23 protein-coding genes and 1 pseudogene are annotated in these 18990 nt (G+C 41.9%); 9 read left to right on the top strand and 15 right to left on the bottom strand.

What is annotated here, in order from left to right:
* Positions 1-53: 53 nt before the first annotated feature.
* Positions 54-602, top strand: a complete 549-nt coding sequence (locus ACM0OY_RS34815) for a hypothetical protein (RefSeq protein WP_414573319.1) — start codon at positions 54-56, stop codon at positions 600-602.
* A 19-nt stretch (positions 603-621) separates the two neighbouring features.
* Here ACM0OY_RS34815 and sigB read toward each other — a convergent pair whose 3' ends face one another.
* From sigB to ACM0OY_RS34800, 3 genes are all read right to left on the bottom strand, one after another.
* Positions 622-1626 (bottom strand): sigma-70 family RNA polymerase sigma factor SigB, encoded by a 1005-nt coding sequence (gene sigB / locus ACM0OY_RS34810; protein ID WP_069068044.1) that lies wholly within the window; start codon positions 1624-1626, stop codon positions 622-624.
* Between the two features lie 497 nt (positions 1627-2123).
* A complete protein-coding gene (locus ACM0OY_RS34805) occupies positions 2124-5279 on the bottom strand; it encodes an efflux RND transporter permease subunit (RefSeq protein WP_414567983.1) in 3156 nt (1051 codons plus the stop codon).
* 288 nt (positions 5280-5567) lie between these two features.
* Positions 5568-7265 (bottom strand): efflux RND transporter periplasmic adaptor subunit, encoded by a 1698-nt coding sequence (locus ACM0OY_RS34800; RefSeq protein WP_414573318.1) that lies wholly within the window; start codon positions 7263-7265, stop codon positions 5568-5570.
* 486 nt (positions 7266-7751) lie between these two features.
* Between ACM0OY_RS34800 and ACM0OY_RS34795 the strand changes: the two genes are divergently transcribed.
* Both ACM0OY_RS34795 and dinB read left to right on the top strand, forming a co-directional pair.
* Complete coding sequence (locus ACM0OY_RS34795) at positions 7752-7943, top strand: hypothetical protein (protein WP_414573317.1); 192 nt, start codon at positions 7752-7754, stop codon at positions 7941-7943.
* A gap of 169 nt (positions 7944-8112) precedes the next feature.
* Positions 8113-9198: a DNA polymerase IV gene (dinB, locus tag ACM0OY_RS34790; protein WP_414573316.1), complete on the top strand. Its 1086-nt coding sequence runs from the start codon at positions 8113-8115 to the stop codon at positions 9196-9198.
* Here the strand turns inward: dinB and ACM0OY_RS34785 are convergent.
* A complete protein-coding gene (locus ACM0OY_RS34785; RefSeq protein ID WP_414573315.1) occupies positions 9169-9369 on the bottom strand; it encodes a CopG family transcriptional regulator in 201 nt (66 codons plus the stop codon). The two genes, dinB and ACM0OY_RS34785, sit on opposite strands and share 30 nt — an antisense overlap.
* Before the next feature lie 752 nt (positions 9370-10121).
* Here ACM0OY_RS34785 and ACM0OY_RS34780 point away from each other — a divergent pair.
* A complete protein-coding gene (locus ACM0OY_RS34780) occupies positions 10122-10631 on the top strand; it encodes a GNAT family N-acetyltransferase (RefSeq protein ID WP_414573314.1) in 510 nt (169 codons plus the stop codon).
* A gap of 109 nt (positions 10632-10740) precedes the next feature.
* Here ACM0OY_RS34780 and ACM0OY_RS34775 read toward each other — a convergent pair whose 3' ends face one another.
* On the bottom strand, positions 10741-10977 hold the full coding sequence (locus ACM0OY_RS34775; RefSeq protein WP_414573313.1) for a hypothetical protein: 237 nt from the start codon (positions 10975-10977) through the stop codon (positions 10741-10743).
* A gap of 106 nt (positions 10978-11083) precedes the next feature.
* Here ACM0OY_RS34775 and ACM0OY_RS34770 point away from each other — a divergent pair, with 106 nt between their 5' ends.
* Entirely contained in the window at positions 11084-11800 is a 717-nt protein-coding gene (locus ACM0OY_RS34770; RefSeq protein WP_392476441.1) for a DUF2786 domain-containing protein, read from the top strand.
* A gap of 103 nt (positions 11801-11903) precedes the next feature.
* Here the strand turns inward: ACM0OY_RS34770 and ACM0OY_RS34765 are convergent, their stop codons facing one another.
* Positions 11904-12368 (bottom strand): hypothetical protein, encoded by a 465-nt coding sequence (locus ACM0OY_RS34765; protein ID WP_335041435.1) that lies wholly within the window; start codon positions 12366-12368, stop codon positions 11904-11906.
* Positions 12369-12524: 156 nt separating this feature from the next.
* Here ACM0OY_RS34765 and ACM0OY_RS34760 point away from each other — a divergent pair, with 156 nt between their 5' ends.
* Positions 12525-12692: a hypothetical protein gene (locus ACM0OY_RS34760; protein WP_190971617.1), complete on the top strand. Its 168-nt coding sequence runs from the start codon at positions 12525-12527 to the stop codon at positions 12690-12692.
* Here ACM0OY_RS34760 and ACM0OY_RS34755 read toward each other — a convergent pair whose 3' ends face one another.
* Positions 12693-12788 carry a hypothetical protein gene (locus ACM0OY_RS34755; RefSeq protein WP_242060857.1) on the bottom strand — a complete coding sequence of 32 codons (96 nt, stop codon included), beginning with the start codon at positions 12786-12788 and terminating at the stop codon, positions 12693-12695.
* Between the two features lie 48 nt (positions 12789-12836).
* On the opposite strand from ACM0OY_RS34755, the gene ACM0OY_RS34750 reads away from it, so the two are divergent.
* The 3 genes from ACM0OY_RS34750 to ACM0OY_RS34740 all read left to right on the top strand — a co-directional run bounded on the left by ACM0OY_RS34750 (position 12837) and on the right by ACM0OY_RS34740 (position 14212).
* A complete protein-coding gene (locus ACM0OY_RS34750) occupies positions 12837-12959 on the top strand; it encodes a hypothetical protein (protein WP_414573312.1) in 123 nt (40 codons plus the stop codon).
* On the top strand, positions 12956-13702 hold the full coding sequence (locus tag ACM0OY_RS34745) for an S-layer homology domain-containing protein (RefSeq protein ID WP_414573311.1): 747 nt from the start codon (positions 12956-12958) through the stop codon (positions 13700-13702). The genes ACM0OY_RS34750 and ACM0OY_RS34745 overlap by 4 nt, the downstream gene beginning before the upstream one ends.
* A gap of 369 nt (positions 13703-14071) precedes the next feature.
* Complete coding sequence (locus tag ACM0OY_RS34740) at positions 14072-14212, top strand: IS1 family transposase (protein WP_414573320.1); 141 nt, start codon at positions 14072-14074, stop codon at positions 14210-14212.
* A gap of 119 nt (positions 14213-14331) precedes the next feature.
* Here the strand turns inward: ACM0OY_RS34740 and ACM0OY_RS34735 are convergent, their stop codons facing one another.
* The 8 genes and pseudogenes from ACM0OY_RS34735 to ACM0OY_RS34700 all read right to left on the bottom strand — a co-directional run bounded on the left by ACM0OY_RS34735 (position 14332) and on the right by ACM0OY_RS34700 (position 18788).
* The gene (locus ACM0OY_RS34735) at positions 14332-14595 is read right to left on the bottom strand and encodes a hypothetical protein (RefSeq protein ID WP_414573310.1); all 264 of its coding nucleotides are present in this window, start codon (positions 14593-14595) and stop codon (positions 14332-14334) included.
* Positions 14596-14704: 109 nt separating this feature from the next.
* Positions 14705-14980, bottom strand: a complete 276-nt coding sequence (locus ACM0OY_RS34730) for a hypothetical protein (protein ID WP_414573309.1) — start codon at positions 14978-14980, stop codon at positions 14705-14707.
* 17 nt (positions 14981-14997) lie between these two features.
* Positions 14998-15546, bottom strand: a pseudogene (locus ACM0OY_RS34725) (DUF1392 family protein).
* Between the two features lie 2 nt (positions 15547-15548).
* Entirely contained in the window at positions 15549-16307 is a 759-nt protein-coding gene (locus ACM0OY_RS34720; protein WP_414573308.1) for a DNA cytosine methyltransferase, read from the bottom strand.
* Complete coding sequence (locus ACM0OY_RS34715) at positions 16304-16699, bottom strand: ASCH domain-containing protein (protein ID WP_414573307.1); 396 nt, start codon at positions 16697-16699, stop codon at positions 16304-16306. The genes ACM0OY_RS34720 and ACM0OY_RS34715 overlap by 4 nt, the downstream gene beginning before the upstream one ends.
* 5 nt (positions 16700-16704) lie before the next feature.
* Positions 16705-17085, bottom strand: coding sequence for a hypothetical protein (locus ACM0OY_RS34710; RefSeq protein WP_414573306.1), 381 nt, complete (start codon positions 17083-17085; stop codon positions 16705-16707).
* A 45-nt stretch (positions 17086-17130) separates the two neighbouring features.
* Positions 17131-18495 (bottom strand): replicative DNA helicase, encoded by a 1365-nt coding sequence (gene dnaB, locus ACM0OY_RS34705; RefSeq protein ID WP_414573305.1) that lies wholly within the window; start codon positions 18493-18495, stop codon positions 17131-17133.
* Between the two features lie 146 nt (positions 18496-18641).
* On the bottom strand, positions 18642-18788 hold the full coding sequence (locus ACM0OY_RS34700) for a hypothetical protein (protein ID WP_414573304.1): 147 nt from the start codon (positions 18786-18788) through the stop codon (positions 18642-18644).
* Positions 18789-18990 lie beyond the last annotated feature (202 nt).

The raw sequence follows: 18990 nt of genomic DNA, 5'->3' as shown, positions 1-18990 counted from the left end.
GTTGTTAGCGATCGCACCTTTTTCACCCAACCTCACAAAATCGCGTTGCTCCCGTGTTAGCACATAACATCAAACTATCGGGGGATGTGGCTGGTACTTGGCACGTTGAACCAAATCACAGTCCCAAAGCAGGAGAAACAGCGAGAGTTTGGGTTGCACTTACCCGCAAGGGAGGGAAAATCTTGCCAGTGTCGGAGGCGAATTGCCAAATGGTTGTCTACTCTCAACCTCGTAAACAGAAAGATTCGCCTGTACTACAGCCTACGGTGCAAGCGATTTCAGTTGAGAAATATCAGGGTATTCCTGGTGCAGATGTTGTTTTTCCTAAAACAGGAGCTTATCAGTTAGAGTTAGCTTGCACTCCCAAAGTCGAAAGTAATTTTAAACCCTTCCAGATGCAGTATGAGGTAATAGTAGCTAGTGGTGTAGCAGCATCGACACCAGCACCAGTTACAAGTTCTCAAAAAACTGAGCAAGAATTACCATCAACTCAGTCAGCCAAGTCTGGGAATCAATGGTTTACTGGAGCTATGGCGATCAGTGTCATTATTGCAGGTTTGGGAACCTTTTGGTGGATGAAGCAAAGGGTGAAAGTCAAATAACTGCTACAAGCGTTCAAAATTAAGGAGCATCAGCCAGATAGCTGTGTGAGTTAACCCCATATCTTCGTAGAAGTGTGAGAGCTTGTTGTTGCACTTGTCGCACTCGTTCCCGACAAATGCCCATACGTTGACTAATCTGTACCAGAGTAAGTTCGTGTTCACCTGCTAAACCAAAGCGCAAGATTAATACTTCCTTTTGCTGGGGAGTCAGCTTTGCTAATAGGTTGTGAATGTCTTGATAGAGTAATTCCCGCTCCGCGTAGCGTTCGGGAGATATTCCATCATCCTCCAGCATATCTTGCAATTGAGTATCCTGCTCAGGCCCAATTCGCATATCTAAGGAAACAGGTTGACGAGCAAACTGCAAACATTCTCGAATCTGACTGGGTTCCAGATTGAGTGCTTGGGCGATTTCAGTCACGTCGGCAGTGTAACCAAGCTTTTGAGATAACTCTCGTTGAACACGCTTAATTTTGTTCAGCTTATCAGCCATGTGAATGGGTAAACGAATGGTGCGGGATTGTTGTGCAATCGCTCGTGTAATTTCCTGACGAATCCACCAGTAAGCATAAGTAGAAAACTTGTATCCAAGAGTTGGATCAAATTTCTCTACCCCTCGTTCTAGCCCCAATGTACCTTCTTGAATTAAGTCTAGAAACTCAACATTGCGTTTTTGGTATTTTTTAGCAATAGACACTACCAGCCGCAGATTAGCCTGAATCATCTTCTGCTTGGCAATTTGTCCTTGACTTAGTTGTTGCAGCAGCACATCTTCTTTCAACTGCATCTTGTCAGCCCATTCTTGCAGAGTGGGTTCACGCTGTAATTTTTCAGATAGTTCTTCCTTCGCAGTAATAATTGCCATCATTTGCTGAACTTGTTTAGCAAAAAAAATTTCTTGCTCATGGGTTAACAGAGGTACACGTCCAATTTGACGAAGATAGATACGCACTGTATCTGCTGTAGATGAAAATTCGTTATTCTTACTCTTAACTTTAGTTAATTGGGATGCTGAGTTAGGCATGAATAGGTTAGCCTCCATTAAATAAATCTTGAATAAACAAATGTTAAAAAATCATAAATATAAATTAATCGAAAGGATGAAAAGATTGTAAACTTCCTCGCTAGCTCTATCTAAAGTAATTATTGTGGCATTTTCCAGAGTTTACTAAAAGGCAGGAGTTATGAGGCAGGAGGCAGGATAGTCATGAGTATCAATTAAAACTTTACTTCTGATCTAAAGCCCAGTAAAAAACGATAATTATACTGAGACTGCTTGCAGCAAAGTATAAAACGTCCTTATTGCAATCTCACTTTTTTAAAGGTGGGTTCCTCCTGCCTTATGCCTCCTGAATAAAATTTAAAAAAAGTGTAAAGTTACTCATTAAACAAGAGACATAGTTATCAAAGCTTTTAATATTTTTAATTTTCACAAATCAAAGGAAGGGTGAATATTTTTGGCAGTTTATTGTTTCAGGAGATGAAAGCTGTAAAATTCGCATTTCATCCCTATCCCCAAAATCAATTTTCCAACACAGATTCCGCGACCTTCCCATTTTCCACAACAGTCGCACTTCGCTTAGGTAACAAAAACCTACCAAACTTCGAGTACAAAGCAGGTAAAACCAACAAAGTTAACGCCGTAGAAGTAAACAACCCACCCAACACCACAATCGAAAGAGGTTGCAAAATTTCCTTCCCTGGCCCCACTGAAATTATCAACGGAACTAAACCCAAAGCTGAAGTTAAAGATGTCATCAAAATAGCGTTGAGTCGTTCCATTGACCCAGCAATTAATACTTCTTTTAAAGACATCCCTAACGCAACTTTTGTCGTGTAATTATCTACTAATAATAATCCGTTTCGAGTAGCCACACCAAACAAAGTTACAAACCCCACCAATGAGGCTACAGAAACAACTCCACCTGTAAAAGCTACCGCAATTACTCCACCCACTAATGCAATGGGCAAGTTAATCATAATCATTGCTGTTGAAGCGATTGATTTCACAGAAAGATACATTAGTACTGTAATCACAACAAAGGAAATAGCACCGAAAACCAGAATATTTTGTGAAGCTCGTTCTTCTGCTTCAAATTGACCTCCATATTGGATAAAATAACCTGAAGGAAGTTGAACTTGTGCCTTAACTTTATTTTGAATATCTGTCACTACAGAGCGCAAATCTCTACCTTTAGCATTAGCAGACACCACAATTAAACGCGAAACATTTTCCCGATTGATAGTATTAGGCCCAGTGCCATAGGCAACCGTAGCAACTTTAGCTAAGGGAATTTTATTACCATCAGGGGTATCAACTAACAAATTCTCAATTGTTTGTAGATTTTTGCGATACTGTGGTTGCAACCACACAACCAAATCAAAGCTTTGTTGCTTCTCTAAAACTTGAGAGACTACTCTTCCATTGAGCGCAGTTTCAATAATATTAGATAATTGTCCAATAGTTAAACCGTAGCGAGATGCAGCAACACGGTCAAACTTAATTTGAATTTGTTCAATAGGAATTTGTGGTTCGAGTTGTAAATCTACAATTCCCGGAATAGATTTTATTGCGTCTTCAACTTGCTTTCCAAGCTTGCGAAGTTCTTCCAAGTCGGAACCAAAAATTTTGACCGCGATTTGACTCCTGACCCCAGACAAAATTTCATCAATACGGTGAGCAATAAATCCACCAATATTGGATGCAGCCCCTGGTATTTTGTTAAACTCTTCCCGCAACCATTCTACGGTAGCTCCGCGATTTTTCATTCCTTTGTCACTCAACCCAATATCAAGGTGAGCCAAATTCACAGGTGCAGCATCCGGATCATTGGGGGCGCGTCCGGCGCGTAATTGAATATACTTTAATCTAGGGTCGTCTTTGAGTTTATCTTCCAAAGCAAAAGCAGCACTATTGGTAGCTTCTAAAGATGTACCTGGGTAAAGTGCTAAAGTATTTACCAAAGTTGTTTCTTGGAATTCAGGTAAAAATGCTCGTCCTAAAGTTGGGAAAATTATAATTGCTGCTATCATTCCCGCCGCAGCCACAGTAATAACAATTACCGAATTTCTGATAGCAAAATCGAGAAAAAGGTAATAAATCCTTTTGCAAACTCTTGGTACAAAGGGTTCCCTGACTGACATTTTATTGTGAGGTAATAAAATTGCACATAAAGCCGGACTTACAAGCAGCGCTTCTAAGCTAGAAACTACAACTACCACCAGATAACTAAGACCCATCGGGCCAAAAATCCGACCTTCCACACCAGCAAGGGCAAATATTGGAGAAAAGACGACAATAGTAATTAAAGTTGCCCCAATCAGAGATTCCTGGACTTCCTGTACTCCTTCAAAAACAATTTCCAGTACTGGACTAGGGTTGGGAGAGTATTTATTTTGTCGTAATAAACGAAAAACATTTTCTGCATAGACAATGGCATCATCGATCGCTGTACCAATGGCGATCGCTAATCCTCCCAAAGTCATTGTATTCAGCCCTAAGCCCAAAAAAGATAATACTTGCAATGAAAATATAAAGGTTAGGGCAAAATTCAACAGCACAACTCCAAGAGTCCGCCAATTCATTAAAAAAGGGATGAGGATAACTGCTGCAATGATACTACCTTCCACCAAGGCTGACCTGACATTTTCCACCGAAGTATCGATATAATCTGCTTGGCGGAAGGTTTGATTTACTTTAATTTCTTTCGGTAAACCTGCTTTTAGCTCAGATATTGCGGCTTCAATAGCGCGGGTGACGGTGGGAGTATCAGCTAGGGGTTGTTTATTCACCATCACCACAACAGCATCTTTCCCATTTAAACTACCATCGCCGATTTTCACAGCACCACCAATTTGCACTTGGGCGACATCTCCCAGGCGGACGGGCGTTCCTTGACGGGCGACAATGACGGATTGTTGAAGATCATCAAGGGATTCAATCCGCCCAATTCCCCGAATTAAAGTTTGTTTATCAGGAGTAGTTAAAAAGCCACCAGGAGCATTGACATTTGCCGCCTGTACAGCTTCACTTACCTGTTGTAAAGATACATTAAAAGCTTGTAGTTTGTTGAGGTCTACTAACACTTGATACTGACGCACATCACCGCCATACACAAGTACTTGACTGACACCGGGAACTGCTAAAAGGCGATTCGTCACTTGCCAATCAACAATTCTGCGGACTTCCATGAGGTCGATTTTAGTGGCAGATTGATTATTGCCGTAGCCTTCCACAGTCAAGGCGTACTTTAATACAGTACCGATGGGAGAGCTAGTGGGAGCAATTCGTGGGGTTTCGACTCCTTCTGGTAGCTTGCTTACGGCTTGTTGCAGTCGTTCTTGTATCAACTGGCGGGCTTGAAAGATATCTGTTCCCCAGCCAAAAACAACTCTGACTACAGAAAGTCCGGCTGAAGAAGAGGAACGAACGGTAGTTAAGCCTGGAGTTCCATTAATGGCACTTTCAATTGGTAATGTCACTAAAGATTCGATTTCTTCTGGTGCTAGTCCAGGGGCTGCTGTCTCAATTTCGACTTGGGGAGGTGCAAAGGCTGGAAAAACATCCAGCGGCATTTTGGGGATGGTATTAAAGATGATGACTAATGTGGAAATGAGCGCAGCAATTACTACGAGCCAGCGTCGAGAAATTACCCATCTAGCAACTGTACTAATCATTTGGTTTTTGGTTAAGAAATGGCGAAGAGTTTGTTTATTTCTGATAAACGGGTAAGTAAATTTAAATATATAGGTGTGGCTGTTGCTAACATCAAGCCCCAAATCAGCCCAAAGCGAACTATTCTTAAATAGGATATGAACAAACTACATTTTTATAGTCTCTGCACTTGGAGCATGAGTTTATAAACTGTTCTGTTCACCATCCAAATAGTCTTGCTGTAGGTTGGTTTGATGTTAGAAAATCTAACAGAACCCAACTTCAGGTATTATCTGCAACTTCACTAATTTTTAAATACCATCAGAATTTCGAGGGCGATCGCGCTCCTCAACATTTTTATCAGAAGTAGACAGGGTTGTTTGCTTGTGGTTATCGAGATAAACCTCTGTTTCATAATTGAACCCGTCGTACTCTAAATTACCTGCTGGTACTAAACGGGTACGACGATTAGACCAGAAAGCACCTCCCATGAAAGCAGCTACTACAAGTGCTACTCCTCCACCTGCTGTTAACCACAAAGGTAGTGGGAAACTGTTAGTTTTAACTTCAGTTTCTTCTGCATGAGAACCACTTTCTTCGTTGTGTTCTTCTTCTGGTTTACTATCACCCCGCAATGATTGAGCGTAAAGTTGGGGTGCACGTTGGGTGACGATCGCATCTCCCTCAAACAAACCCGTCTTCACCTCAACCATGTCCCCAGAGGTTTGACCCAAGGTCACTTCCGCAGATTGGAAAGCATTCCCATTTTGGACGTAGACCATTTTTTTCCCATTCGCATCGACTACAGCCGAGCTAGGAACCGCCAAAATAGGTGCGGATGATTGGTTTGTTAGTACCTCTAATTCGGCGAACATTCCAGGTTTGAGTTGTCCGCCTGGGTTATTTACTTCAGCTTGTACTGAGACAACCCGTGTTTCCCCTTGTACTACCGCACCAATCTGTGTAATCTTTCCAGAAAAGGTACGGTCTGGTAAGCTAGCAACTTTTAGACTTACTCTTTGACCTACTTTTACTTTGTCTAAATCTTTTTCATAAATATTGGCTGTGGCAAAAACCCGACTATCATTGACAATAGTCATGAGTGTGCCACCTGCATCATTAAAAGTTTGACCAAGGGTAACTTGGCGATCGGCAACTTTACCGGAGATGGGAGCAGTCACTGTTACCAATCCCTTGGCGTTAGGACGGTTCCCTATTTGTTGCAGTCTAGTATTATAAGCAGAATCACTAAGACGTAAACGCTCTTGTGCTACTTGAACAGCAGACTCAGCGCGTTTCATTTGGGCTTCGCTTTCAATGATATCTCGTCTGCTGTTGGCTGAGGTGAGTTTGGCTTTTGCTTCCGCTAATTGTGTTTGAGATTCGAGCGCGTTGCGACGTGGTAAAGCGCCTTCATTAGCTAATTGTAAATCCTTATTATATTTTTCTTCAGCAAATGCTACTTGGCTTTGTGCTTGGGCAATGTCGGCGTTAGATATTTGTAAATACCTTTGATAATTTTGTTGAGCTAATTTGGAATCGGCTTGCGCTTGCTGCAAAGAAGCTATAGCTTCCGCTCGTTTTTCTTCGGAACTAACCCGTAACTCTATCAAGTCAGGACTAGTGACAACGGCAAGGGGTTGACCCTTTTTGACTACAGCGCCGGGTTCCACCAACAATTCAACCACTTTTGCCCCTGTAATTGGGGTATTCACTTCTACTTTTTGGCTAGGTAAGGTTTCAATCTGTCCAGTGCTTTTAATACCCAAAGCCAACCGTTGCCGTTTCACTGGCTCGACTTTAATTCCCAGCCTCTGGGCGGTTTCGGCATCAACTTCGACAGAACCACTTGCTTCGCTTCCACCACCCTGAAATGAACTTGCACCGCTATGGTCGTGTCCAGCACCAGCAAACACAGCTGTGGGGGTTGTCAGTAATAAAAGGCTCAGGAGTGTGCCGGAAACATAACGAATTACTGTAGGTGGTTGGAGACTGTTAGAGATTCCCATCGCTTTTGTGTCCTTGAGTTACTATGGTCTGGATTTGTTTTTAGACGTTGGTTGACTTTTTAAGCGGGATTTCGAGAACCGCTTTTGGCAAGCAAGCGGTTTCACTCTTGGAATTTGTTCACGAAGCCAACTTAACCACTTAACTTAATAGTTTTTCACACAGATATGAAATTGAGATGAAATTAGGACGAGCAATTAGCATTCAAGCAAAAGTTATTTGTATTTGTTGGTAATGAACATATAGCACGCTATCTACTGGCATTTACTCTCCAACAGAAGCCAGGTTTGACAGCCGAATAAATGTCGCATTTTCTTTTAGATACATAAGCCTTATGCAAAGTGTTTCTTCAGAGAGGGATAGCTGAATGTAATACTCAGCAATCCTAACAGCCTCTAATTCAACCTTAGATTAGAGATATCAGAGATTTGTGTCATTTAATTGCAAAATCGAAGACAATTGCAAATGCCGCATCCTTACACCAGTCAATGTCCCAGATCAAGGTTAATGAAGTTATCTGTATTAAAGGCAGCACCCTGATAGTTTTTTACACACCTGCTCACTGTTGGGAATTCCGTATCATCAGCCGCACGGGTGGCATATTTGGAGAACAAAAGATTTATTACACGGCTGCGGCGGCGTTGACAACTGGGTTGAGTTGGCTCCGAGATGAGTTATAATGACGAATGCTATAGCTCGTTACTATAGCGACTGGTCACATAGCCAGGTGGAAAGTAATGCAGATATGGTATTGGGAACAAGTAGTGCTAATGTACTATAAAACTGGTAATATAGTATTTTACTAAGCACCGGTTAGCCTAACTTTCTAATGCTTCACTCTGCTTGCAAGTGAGAAAAATAGTTCACGTAGACATGGATGCCTTCTACGCATCGGTGGAACAGAGGGACAACCCTAGTTACCGAGGTAAACCGTTAGTAGTCGGTGGCAGCCCAAATCAGCGAGGCGTGGTTGCAGCAGCCAGTTATGAAGCTCGTAAGTTTGGGATTTATTCCGCGATGCCGTCAGTAACAGCAATTGCAAAATGCCCCGGACTGATATTTGTCAGACCAAGATTCGACGTTTACCGAGAGATTTCTACTGCAATCCACGCCATATTCAAACGCTACAGTGATTTAGTGGAAGGAGTTGCGCTAGATGAGGCATACCTTGATGTTACTGAGAATAGGCAAAACATCCCCTACGCTTCTACGATCGCAAGACACATCAAAACTGCGATCTTCCAAGAAACCCAATTGACAGCAACCGCAGGTGTGTCAATTAACAAGTTTCTTGCAAAAATGGCATCAGGGCAGAATAAGCCCAATGGACTAACGGTGATTTTACCGGAGGATGCGATCGCCTTCGTAGAACAGCTGCCGATTGAGAAGTTCCACGGCATTGGAGAGGTTACGGCAGCGAAAATGCACTCGCTCGGCATTCATACTGGCGCAGACTTAAAGGAGCGATCGCTGACTGAGCTAACACACCACTTTGGTAAAGCAGGTCAGTATTACTATAAGATTGCCAGAGCAGAAGATGACCGTCCAGTTGAAGCAAATCGAGTTCGCAAATCGATTGGTGCAGAAACCTCGTTTGCACAGGACTTAAGCGATGTCGGTCAGATGTTACAAGAACTCGAACAGATTGCCCAAATTGTTGAGCAACGGTTAGAGCAGCACGAAACACGAGGACGCACATTAACGTTAAAAGTCAAGTTCTCTGACTATCAGCAGTTAACCCGCAGTAAAACAATGCTTGCTCCCATCAGTGAACTCTCTACGATTTTCGAGATAGCCAAAGCGCTGTTTGAGTCAATTGATCTGGAGAATCGCAGTATTAGGTTGCTGGGTATTTCCTTGTCTAACCTTGATAACGCCAAACAGTTACAAGCTATTCAATTGCCCTTATTTCAGAATGGGAATATCATATTTTAGCGTAGGAGTCTGTTCAGACGCTGACAACTCGGTTATTGTCAGGGAGCGAATCAACTCCCGAATCACATCAGTTGCAGGTCTACCTGTACTTGCACAATATCGTTCAAGTTTTTCGCTTTCAACTGATGCAAGATTTATTGTGATTCGTTTGGCAGCCCATTTTTTGTTCATGACTTGCTCTATTGCTCAAATTTAATGAATTATCTAGACTTGAAATGCCTTGTGCAATACTTAACAAATATATAGATGTTAACCACAGCATACTTGCCGTAAAACCATTTTTAGCACATCCCTCTCCAGAGTATTTACTTGTAGCCCAAAACTTCACTGATAAATCATTTATATGAACTTTAGAACATTTGAAGGGAGCTTGTATCTTTTGTAAATATTGTTAAGCAAAGCGCAATTGGAGTGAGCCTTGCAAGAAGCGTATAATCAGCAAGTATTGCCAATTGAATTTAGTAAATCTTATCTTCATACAATTGCATCTAATATTTATTTACTCTTTACACAAAGGTGAAATTGACTAACTACTCTGGATATAGACTTTCATTCAAGTACTATATTTAACTCTATAACTTAATGAAACCTTAAGCAAGCTAGAAAATTTGTTAGAAGCATTAAGGTTTAATAATTTTGGTTCTTCGGTATCTGTTATGCCAAATTATTAGTTAGATAACTGGTTCAGGAATATTTTGGCTCTTAGGAATCTCAATGGGTTCAGTCGAATAAATTTATATATTCTATTGAGATGAATAACTCATTGCCTGGCTAAAATTATAGCTTCTGGGCAAGGGGATGAGCTTTTATCGCTTTTAGAGATAGAAATCGTTAAAGATGCTTGCAAAAAGTGGTCAGAACAGAATCAGCGCAATTTAATCAGCATAATAAATAGTTAGACATCAATAACTTGGTGTTCGACTATGAAAGTTCTTGAAACAGAGCGTTTAGTTCTTCGTCGGCTGACAGTTGAAGATAGCGAGTTCATTCTTGAGATATTAAATGACCCTTTGTGGTTGCGTTTTATCGGTGATAAAGGTGTGAGAACCCTCGATGATGCTCGTGAATATATTTTGAAGAATCCGGTCGCTATGTATGAGCGTCTCGGCTTCGGGCTGTATTTGGTTGAGCTAAAGGAAAAAGGCGTGTCGATTGGAATTTGCGGTTTGATAAAAAGAGATTCCTTGGAGGATGTAGATGTTGGGTTTGCTTTTCTTCCTAAGTTCCGGGGAAAAGGATACGCCTATGAATCTGCTTTTGCTGTTATGATGTATGGGAGAAGAACCTTCGGCTTAACTCGTATTGTCGCTATCACTACACCGGACAATTATGGTTCAGCAAAGCTGCTCAAAAAACTAGGGCTAAGCTTTGAGCGAATGATTAAACTATCTGATGATAGTAAAAGTGTTAGTTTGTTCATTTCTGATGTCTAACAATTGCGGTGCAGCGGATTTAAGAAAGCCACTCGTGTTGAGTTGGACTTTTTAGCAACCTCTGACCGCAGCCGTTATGCCGCGAATTTCAGTTACTGTCGTAAGGATTTCACAAGCTCATCAATGACTGCAATTGTGTGTCTGAATTATCTCCCAATTCCTGTTGTAATTGGGATAGTTGGTTTTCTAACGCTTCAGCAGTCTGAATGAGATTCGAGTCTTGGGCTATTTTTAGCTGGGTTTCTTTAATAGAGATTTTTCTCACTAGTTCATTCACTGCATCGACTGAATCATCATTTTCAGTAATCATGGCTTCATCACGAATATCCGTTTCTAGCAGGAACAATTGCTACAAAGCTTGCTATGTATGAATAAAAATTAGCTACATTTTTCATTTTACACAAGTATATTAAAAAAGATATTTCCTTTCAAAACTTGCTTGAGTGATACCAATGCAGACACAGGTGTTAGAACTAGAAAAAATCGCTGACAAAATTAGAAAACTATTCGCACTTAGCCAATCTCCCAACGAAGCAGAGGCAAGCGCCGCCGCAGCTAAAGCCCAAGAAATGCTAACCCGGCACAATTTATCAATTGCCTCACTCCATGATTGGACACCTCAACCAGTAGAAGAAGAAGTGGTTCGCCAGTTCAAACGTATGACATCATGGAAATTTATTTTACTAAGTGGTGTTTGTTGGGGGAATTACTGCTGTGCGATCACTAGACACTACCATAGCGGGTCTAAAATGATTATCTTAGGGCGAAAAGTGAATATCGTCTCTACTCAGATTCAGTTTGAGTATCTTGAACAAACTATTGAACGACTGGCGAAACTTGCTCAAGGCAATCGCGCTTTTAGAAATGCTTTTAAATTAGGTGCTGCTAATAGACTTGTAAGTAGGATTCTTGAGAATCGCGATCAACAGAAAAATCAAGGGATTTCTGGAACTACTGAGTCAGTTGCAGTACCCGCCATTATCGTGCAAGCGCTCTATGAAAAACTAGAATCTGAGTTAGAAGCATATCTAAATAATGTGAAAGTTAAACAAATGGCGTTACCATCGTGTGGTTCAAAAGACGGATATTTCTCTGGTATATCTGCGGCTGATTCTGTCTCTCTTAATCGCCAAGTTAATAGCAGTCAACAGCACTATCTACCAGGTTAATTAAGACTTATCACGTCTGCTAATTAATCTTTTGAGACATTCCTAAACTGCCCAAAATCTCCTTTGGCTATTGGGTAGTATAACCGAAAGTTAAAGATAATTTTTAGGGATTGCTCAGACGGGCTAACATCCCTAAACCTAAACCAAAGATTAAGGTAAGTCTCAAAATTAGCACAGTGTGCAACTGACTAAAAAATGGAAGTAATTGATTTTTAACTGCGACGGAACTAAAAGCACCAGCCCAAGCGATACTTAGTACTACCAATAAAACTACATATAACGTTATTCCTCCACTAAAAGCTAAAAGTAAAATTCCAGTTACACCGTGGCTTAATATGTAACACCAACCTAAAGTTTTAGCCCAACTGATAACGCCAAAAATTTTCCAAGCAAAAGTGCGAGTCAATGTTAAAGTCAAAAATATTAAAGTAACTCTGGATAAAGTAAAGGCACTGCCCTGCTGTAAAGCCTCATCCCAAACTGCTGTCCAAGCAAATAACCAGCCTAGCATTACATAGCAAGAGAAGCTAAACACCAGTTTTATCCAAACAATATATATTGCAAACATTTCTAAATTAACCTTACTTATTAATAAATATTTGAACAAATAGTATTTAATATATGAATCATCAAAATAATCCATAATAACTCGTTATTAGTGATAATGATTTTTGTAACTTATTGAGCAACAGTTTATAATATTCTATAAAGATGATAAAGAAAAATGATTAAGCCTAAAAATGTGTATCGCGGACACTCAATGGAAAAAGTTGGTCACGGTAAAAGAGCGGAATTTAAAACAACTATCAACGAAAAAGAATGGTCGGCTGTGACTGAATTAGAGGTAAAAACAGCAATTGATACTTGGATTGATGAAGGAGTAGAGCCTTAGTTATTGCCTGCATAGCTTAAAAATGCCCTGGACAATCCGAATCGATAGCCCATCACCGTAAAATCGAAACTCGACCAACTCACCTAGTCGAAACATAGGTTTTTCTTTAGTGTTCGGTTGTAACTTGCCTGTGCCGACGCAAGAATGGCAAAGATTCAGCAGATTTGGCAGCGTTGGATTCCTGGACTGCTTGAGAAAGCAGTAAAGCGTGGAGAAACAGTGGAGTCGGGAGCAGAATTTACTAAAGCTACATTCAATTCATTATGAAACCTTTGTTCAAATCAACTTATAATTTTTTGGGTTCACTAACTGCCAAAACGGGAGCAGGTATTACTGCGATTATAGTGTTATGCGCTTTCATGACTAAACCAGTAGTTGCCCAAGTGCCAAGCTTTACCGATGTTAACGCTGATGTTTATGCCAAAGAGATTCAAGAGGCTGTTCAGAAAGGGCTTATTGCAGGCTTCACCTCTAATAATACCTTTCGTCCCACGTTAGAGCTAACACGGGAACAAATGATATCGATGGTAATAAACATGCTCAGTAAGCTACCCGTAAGTAGTGCGACTGTGCCACATGACCCACCGCCAGCAGCAGGAAACTTATTGAAAGTCACCAGCAAGCCTTTTCGGGATGTAAACGCAACCCGTTGGAGTGCTGCAATGATTGAGTGGGCAAAATTTAACGGGATTATGCAAGGCTATTCTGATGGTACCTTTCGTCCTACCCAAACAGTAACCCGTGCTGAGTTGATGGCGGTATTGCGTAAAGCCATTCAATATGCGGATGAGGGTGGAGGAATTTCAGGTATGCTCAATAACCAGCAGCCAATAGCGTTCAGTGACATATCTAATCATTGGGCGAAAAAAACAATTACAGAGATGTCTGCATACTGCGGTGTTGCAACTCCTGTCAACGAAACTGGAAGTGCCTTTTCTCCTAATCTTGGGACACGGCGTAATTATGCCGCAGCAGCTACATTACGCTTGCTCAACTGTCTTAGAAAGTAAGTTTAACTCTGCGTTGTTTATGTGTCCAAAGCAGGAGTAAGCGATCCCCTTTATGCTTAGGCGAAAGCTTATCGCCCGTCACCAATGGCGATTAACAATTTCCTTCCATAGCCGTGCGATCGCTACCTTGGGGTAATGGTGCATTCATGTTTAACCAAGTTTTAATAACCATTGGTTTACAGGCATACAAATGATGGGGTTGTATTGGGCTTGGTTTATTAAGTTATAGCAGTTTGATAGCACCATTCAGTCCGCTAGTTTGGGAGCATTTCATATCTCGAACTTTCTAATTGATTAGATGGGTGGAGAGCCTATGAACGACATTTACCAGCACAGCGTCATGAGATAGTTAAACAGAAGATTTAACGAATTGAACAGAAGCACTTGAGATTAAGAACAAGAATCAAACAGCTAGCTCAGAAGACAATTTGCTTTTCTAAAACAGAGGAGATGTACGGCATAGTTATAGGTTTATTCATCAACCGCTATGAGTTTGGTTTACTAGTTTAAGGACATAGCAACCGTTCTAGAACATTGCCAATTTATCTTTATGGGTGCAGTCATTAGCAATATTGCCCCTCTACAAAGAGCAAATCTCTTTTATCTTACATTTTATTCTAGCCGCCTACTTAGCTGAGAACCACCCAAGCGTAGCTAATGACTCCTAAAATTGCTATACCAACAATTGCTTCTCCTTGCTCATTCAAAAGATGGTAAAAGCTATTCAAAATGTAGTTTAATGCTGCCTGGCGACTTTTACCTAATTCAGTCATCAGCAATTTAACCCTCGCATCTACCTCTTCAATAGAGACTTCACCTTTTTGGTAAGCAACTTCTAACTCATTTAACTTGCACCAGTATTCTTTGGTATCTTCCACAAGGTTAGGAAACATAATTGAAGATATATTTAACAATGTTAATTTTCATTACAATTATATCTTGCCAGCTAAAGCAGATGGTTCTGTCGATTTGGTGATATTTTCTCGAAGATCAAGGGTTGAGCTATATAAGTTGAGCTATATAAATAGACGCAACAAGCGTAGAGGATATTATTGTTTCCCAAGGTTTCCGTCTGCTGTAGGCTAGGGCATCGTTAGGATTAATCTTGATGGCTTGATTATAATCAGTGATTCGTTGTAAGGATTCAGTACCAGAACTATCATAATTATCAGTTTCTACAGTAATAGCTTTGTACAAAAGTAAACTACCTACTGTCCAAGCGTAATGAATGCCCACGAAGAGGATTTTGGCATGGTAACATGAGGTATAGATTGTCATCGCACCCGCTCCAAGTCCTAGTCAGTCACCCGTGCGATGGAATCCCTAGAGGTAAAAACCTTGTCATCGTTTTCAGATATTCCTGGGGACATCCATTCGATGCAGTAGAACCAGCAATCGCAAATCAGTTGAATGCCCTGGACAATCCTTGCTGGTGGGCCATCGCCATGAAACCGAAACTCGACTAATTCGCCCAGGCGGAACACAGGTTTTTCTTTGGTAACTAATTGTAAGTTGCCTGTACCAATGATTTCACGTCCTAAAACAGTTAGATTATCGTTGCCAGAGACAATCTCATAACTCCAGCCTTTAGCTGACCACTCTACACCGCAACAGTAAGAGCCTGTCAAGAAACAACTTTTACAATTTATTATCTAGAAAGCTTACTGAAAAAGCATTTCTAGCTCAAAAGAGGCAAGGTTGTTACATGACAAGCTCTAACCGAAAGATTTGGTGGTAGTGACGTAGACTTCCTCCAACAGGGAAACTTCTAAGTGGGGAATCTCTTTACCCCAAGGTGGCGAAAGATACCAACAAGTTTCTAGATTCTGAACAAGGTTAATCATGGTTATGCCTCCTGACTGGACAATAGATGCCACAAGTAATCAATTCGTTTCCAAGCGATCGCAGCTTGCCGGGGAGAGCAACTCAACCCATAAGCACGACGGGCATCATAATTGCCCTTGATTCCCTTGGCTACTCCAACGGGAATCCCAAAAGCCACCTCACGAATACCGGGTTTAAAGCTTCGGTCTTCATGAGAGAGCCGTACTTGCGTAATCTGATTTCCAATTTGGTCTGCCCAGGAGGTTGGCTGTTGACGGTAGAATAAGCCATCGGCGTAGGCAATGATAAAGACTCTTTCTCTTTCATGTGGCAAGCCGAGGCAGTACGCGGGTATAGTTTCCCATTCGCATACGTACCGGATTTGGGAAAGGTCTTCGAGGACTGTTGCCATTCCTCTAGCGAGTAGCCCTGCTGGGTTTTCGATGAGAGCGATTGCTGGTCTACACTGGTTGATAATACGGAACATTTCGCGCCACAGTCCTGACCTGGGGTCGTTGAGTCCTTTTTTATCTCCAGCGTTACTGGTGCCGCTACAGGGGAATCCCCCACACAAAATGTCGAATTGTCCTTGGTGGCAGTGGTAGTTGGTAATATCTGCGTGGATTGGAATTCCTGGTTGTTCATGGCGCAATTTTGATTGAGAATAAGGGGAGATTTCGACAAATTGCTGGACTCGGAATTTGTGGGATAGACCCGCGGCTGATATTCCGTGGTGGCAGAGTCCGCCGATACCGGAGAAAAGAGAAAGGACTGATTTCATGAGGCGATCGCACTCCTGACCAGTTCATCTGGCACTTCAAAGATTCCCAACCGCCCAATGTAGGGAATTGGTGTAATCTCGCGCGGATTCTCCAGCTTCCAGTGGTATTGCATGGGCATTCCCCAGCCAGACGCAACTTGTGAAAACTTGCAATCCACTATTGTGACAATACCGATGACTTGACCGCGACGTAGAGAGATTAGCTCTGGGATAGACACACCCATGCTTTGGCAAAATTCTCTCGCTGACTGGTACTCTTTCTTGGTACAGGTTTTTGCTGCGTGAATCAGAATGTCGCCGCGATAATGAATGGGCCAGCCACGGTTTTCAATATCCTTTAGAGCATAAATAATTGCCCATGCCCAAGGCTGACGGACGGATAGCGCTTTCATCTGTTTTAAAACTCCAGCAATTGAATGTATGCGTCTAATGCCGCGATCGCTGGATGTGGATGTGACTGTGAACACAGCCTGTTGCAGATTGTGGCAATAGTTCCAAGCTCTATGAAAGTGAAATGAATATTGGACTGACGGTTAGAACAGCGATGTAAAACTGTTAGAAGAACAAAATTCAACTGTCTGAGAATTACATCTTCAGCTACATGAAGTCGCCAAGTAAGGTTTTTGGAAGTAACCGAACGCCAGGGGTTATCGAAAGAACATTTTTCAACTTGGGGCAGCATTTTTACCTTAAACCTGTAATCCCTGTCAGTGGTAGAGCATTCATCAGGGGCAAGAGCCGCCCACTGTTGTAAAAGCTGTTGGTAAGTTTTAATCATTCTCAGTTCCCGCATAAAAGACAATGTTTATCCTCCAGTTGCTCCTTAAAAACTACGACCACGAGATAAATTCTTGAATCTGGTGAACTGATGGTCAAACAAAAGCTTGACTGTACCAGTGGGGCCATTGCGTTGCTTGCGAACAACTAACTCAGCAATGCCACGATCTGGGGTATCGGGGTTGTACATTTCTTCGCGGTAAAGCATGATCACAACATCACTGTCTTGCTCAACAGCACCACTGTCTTTTAAATCACTTAGTACAGGACGTTTATCGTTACGGTGTTCAACTTCGCGGTTGAGTTGGGACAAAGCCAGTACAGGCACATCCAAATCTTTGGCTAATCTTTTTAATCCCCGGCTGATTTCACCGACTCGTTGAGCCATGTTCACCCGTGAATCAGTATCAAGAGCCATAAGTTGTAAGTAGTCAATGATCACAAGCCCAACACCACCGTAATGGGATGAAATTCGGCGGACTTGGCTACGGATTTCATTAAGAGAAGGGCAAGATTCGTCATTGATGAAAATCTGTTGTTCGCTTAACTGTGCGATCGCCACACTCAAGGGTTGCCACTGGCTGTCAGAGACATTCCCAGTTTCTAGAAAATTATTTTCAATGCCAGATTCACTGCTTAAAAATCGCTGTACGTACTCATCAGTAGACATTTCCAAGCTGAAAACGCAGATCGGCATCTTCCCAGTTTTGGCAACATTGAGAGCGAGATTACCAGCCAAAGCGGATTTACCAACAGAAGGACGAGCAGCCAGTACATACAACCGTCCTTTGCGAAAACCACCGCCGAGTATACTGTCCAGGTCATAAAATCCACTGCTTGCTGCTGGTGATCCCTTACCAGTATGACGTGCTTCAATTTCGGTAAAAGTGTCGGCTAGGGCATGAGAAATATGAACCAAGTCAGAGGCAGAATGCTCAGACTTAATGCAGTAGACTTTTTGTTCGGCTTCGTCGAGAATTACAGGTAAATCAGTTTCGGTGGCATAGCCGAGTTGAACAATCTCAGTGCCAGCAAGGATTAACTGCCGCCTTTGGTATTTTTCCATTACCAAGTCAGCTAAAACATCGATGTTCACAGCTGACACAGTGCGGTCAACCAGACTGGCCAGTTTATTGCGTCCACCGATACGGAACAATAAACCATTATCAGACAACCAGTTGGTGATGCAAAGCAAATCCGTTGGTAATCCCTGGCTGTACAGTCGTAGGGCTGCTTGATAAATGTCTTTGTGGGCATTGATGTAAAAAGCATCTGCACTCAGACGATCGCTGATTCGGCTCATGGCGCTTGGGTCGAGCATGATGCCACCTAGTATTACTTCTTCAGCCTCAATGCTTTGTGGAGGTAAGCGGTCTTGTTGCGATGTGAAGTTTGTTTTGTCTTGTGTCATAGTTCCTCAAATAGAAGTTGGAATTCGGAAGTCGGAGGTCGGAAGTTGCAAGTTAAGAGTGAAAAACAGGGGCAGGGGAAGTCAGGAAGAAAGCCGAATTTGGATAAAATACTTCCGACTTCCGACTTACCACTTCCGACTTCAACTCATGCAGCTTGCGGATGTAAGTACACATACATTTGAGGATGCGTAAGTTTTAACCAATCCAACCATTTGAGCGTTGCGCCTATGTCTTCCTGGTCATAGCGAGTGCTGAAAGAAGCGATCGCTTTGTCCTTGCCAACTTCATCCATGCGGTCTAGAAGTTCAGAGAATGTGGCTTTATGCCAATCAAGAGAACGATTTGAGTAGTAACCGATGGGTTGGTCGTTGGCTTTTGATTGTTCAGTTTGTGGCGTAGATGATTCAAGAACTTTTGACCAATAGACCAGCAGTTCTTCTAAACCATTGGTGATAGGTTAAGATAAAGCGTATTTTGTCAATCAGTTAAAATAC

Source organism: Nostoc sp. CCY 9925, assembly GCF_963920935.1.
Classification (GTDB): Bacteria; Cyanobacteriota; Cyanobacteriia; order Cyanobacteriales; family Nostocaceae; genus Nostoc.
Note: the sequence above shows the minus strand (reverse complement) of the source record. Positions and strands in the feature narration are given on the sequence as shown.

Bases quoted from the DNA above. Each gene is read 5' to 3' on its own strand.
- ACM0OY_RS34735 (WP_414573310.1), bottom strand. From the start codon at position 14,595: ATGTTTCCTAACCTTGTGGAAGATACCAAAGAATACTGGTGCAAGTTA.
- ACM0OY_RS34795 (WP_414573317.1), top strand. From the start codon at position 7,752: ATGTCCCAGATCAAGGTTAATGAAGTTATCTGTATTAAAGGCAGCACC.
- ACM0OY_RS34770 (WP_392476441.1), top strand. From the start codon at position 11,084: ATGCAGACACAGGTGTTAGAACTAGAAAAAATCGCTGACAAAATTAGA.
- ACM0OY_RS34710 (WP_414573306.1), bottom strand. From the start codon at position 17,085: ATGATTAAAACTTACCAACAGCTTTTACAACAGTGGGCGGCTCTTGCC.
- ACM0OY_RS34750 (WP_414573312.1), top strand. From the start codon at position 12,837: ATGGCAAAGATTCAGCAGATTTGGCAGCGTTGGATTCCTGGACTGCTT.
- ACM0OY_RS34785 (WP_414573315.1), bottom strand. From the start codon at position 9,369: ATGAACAAAAAATGGGCTGCCAAACGAATCACAATAAATCTTGCATCA.
- ACM0OY_RS34755 (WP_242060857.1), bottom strand. From the start codon at position 12,788: ATGTTTCGACTAGGTGAGTTGGTCGAGTTTCGATTTTACGGTGATGGG.
- ACM0OY_RS34800 (WP_414573318.1), bottom strand. From the start codon at position 7,265: ATGGGAATCTCTAACAGTCTCCAACCACCTACAGTAATTCGTTATGTT.
- ACM0OY_RS34745 (WP_414573311.1), top strand. From the start codon at position 12,956: ATGAAACCTTTGTTCAAATCAACTTATAATTTTTTGGGTTCACTAACT.
- ACM0OY_RS34780 (WP_414573314.1), top strand. From the start codon at position 10,122: ATGAAAGTTCTTGAAACAGAGCGTTTAGTTCTTCGTCGGCTGACAGTT.
- ACM0OY_RS34760 (WP_190971617.1), top strand. From the start codon at position 12,525: ATGATTAAGCCTAAAAATGTGTATCGCGGACACTCAATGGAAAAAGTT.
- ACM0OY_RS34730 (WP_414573309.1), bottom strand. From the start codon at position 14,980: ATGACAATCTATACCTCATGTTACCATGCCAAAATCCTCTTCGTGGGC.
- ACM0OY_RS34700 (WP_414573304.1), bottom strand. From the start codon at position 18,788: ATGGATGAAGTTGGCAAGGACAAAGCGATCGCTTCTTTCAGCACTCGC.
- ACM0OY_RS34720 (WP_414573308.1), bottom strand. From the start codon at position 16,307: ATGAAATCAGTCCTTTCTCTTTTCTCCGGTATCGGCGGACTCTGCCAC.
- ACM0OY_RS34715 (WP_414573307.1), bottom strand. From the start codon at position 16,699: ATGAAAGCGCTATCCGTCCGTCAGCCTTGGGCATGGGCAATTATTTAT.
- dnaB (WP_414573305.1), bottom strand. From the start codon at position 18,495: ATGACACAAGACAAAACAAACTTCACATCGCAACAAGACCGCTTACCT.
- ACM0OY_RS34805 (WP_414567983.1), bottom strand. From the start codon at position 5,279: ATGATTAGTACAGTTGCTAGATGGGTAATTTCTCGACGCTGGCTCGTA.
- ACM0OY_RS34765 (WP_335041435.1), bottom strand. From the start codon at position 12,368: ATGTTTGCAATATATATTGTTTGGATAAAACTGGTGTTTAGCTTCTCT.
- sigB (WP_069068044.1), bottom strand. From the start codon at position 1,626: ATGCCTAACTCAGCATCCCAATTAACTAAAGTTAAGAGTAAGAATAAC.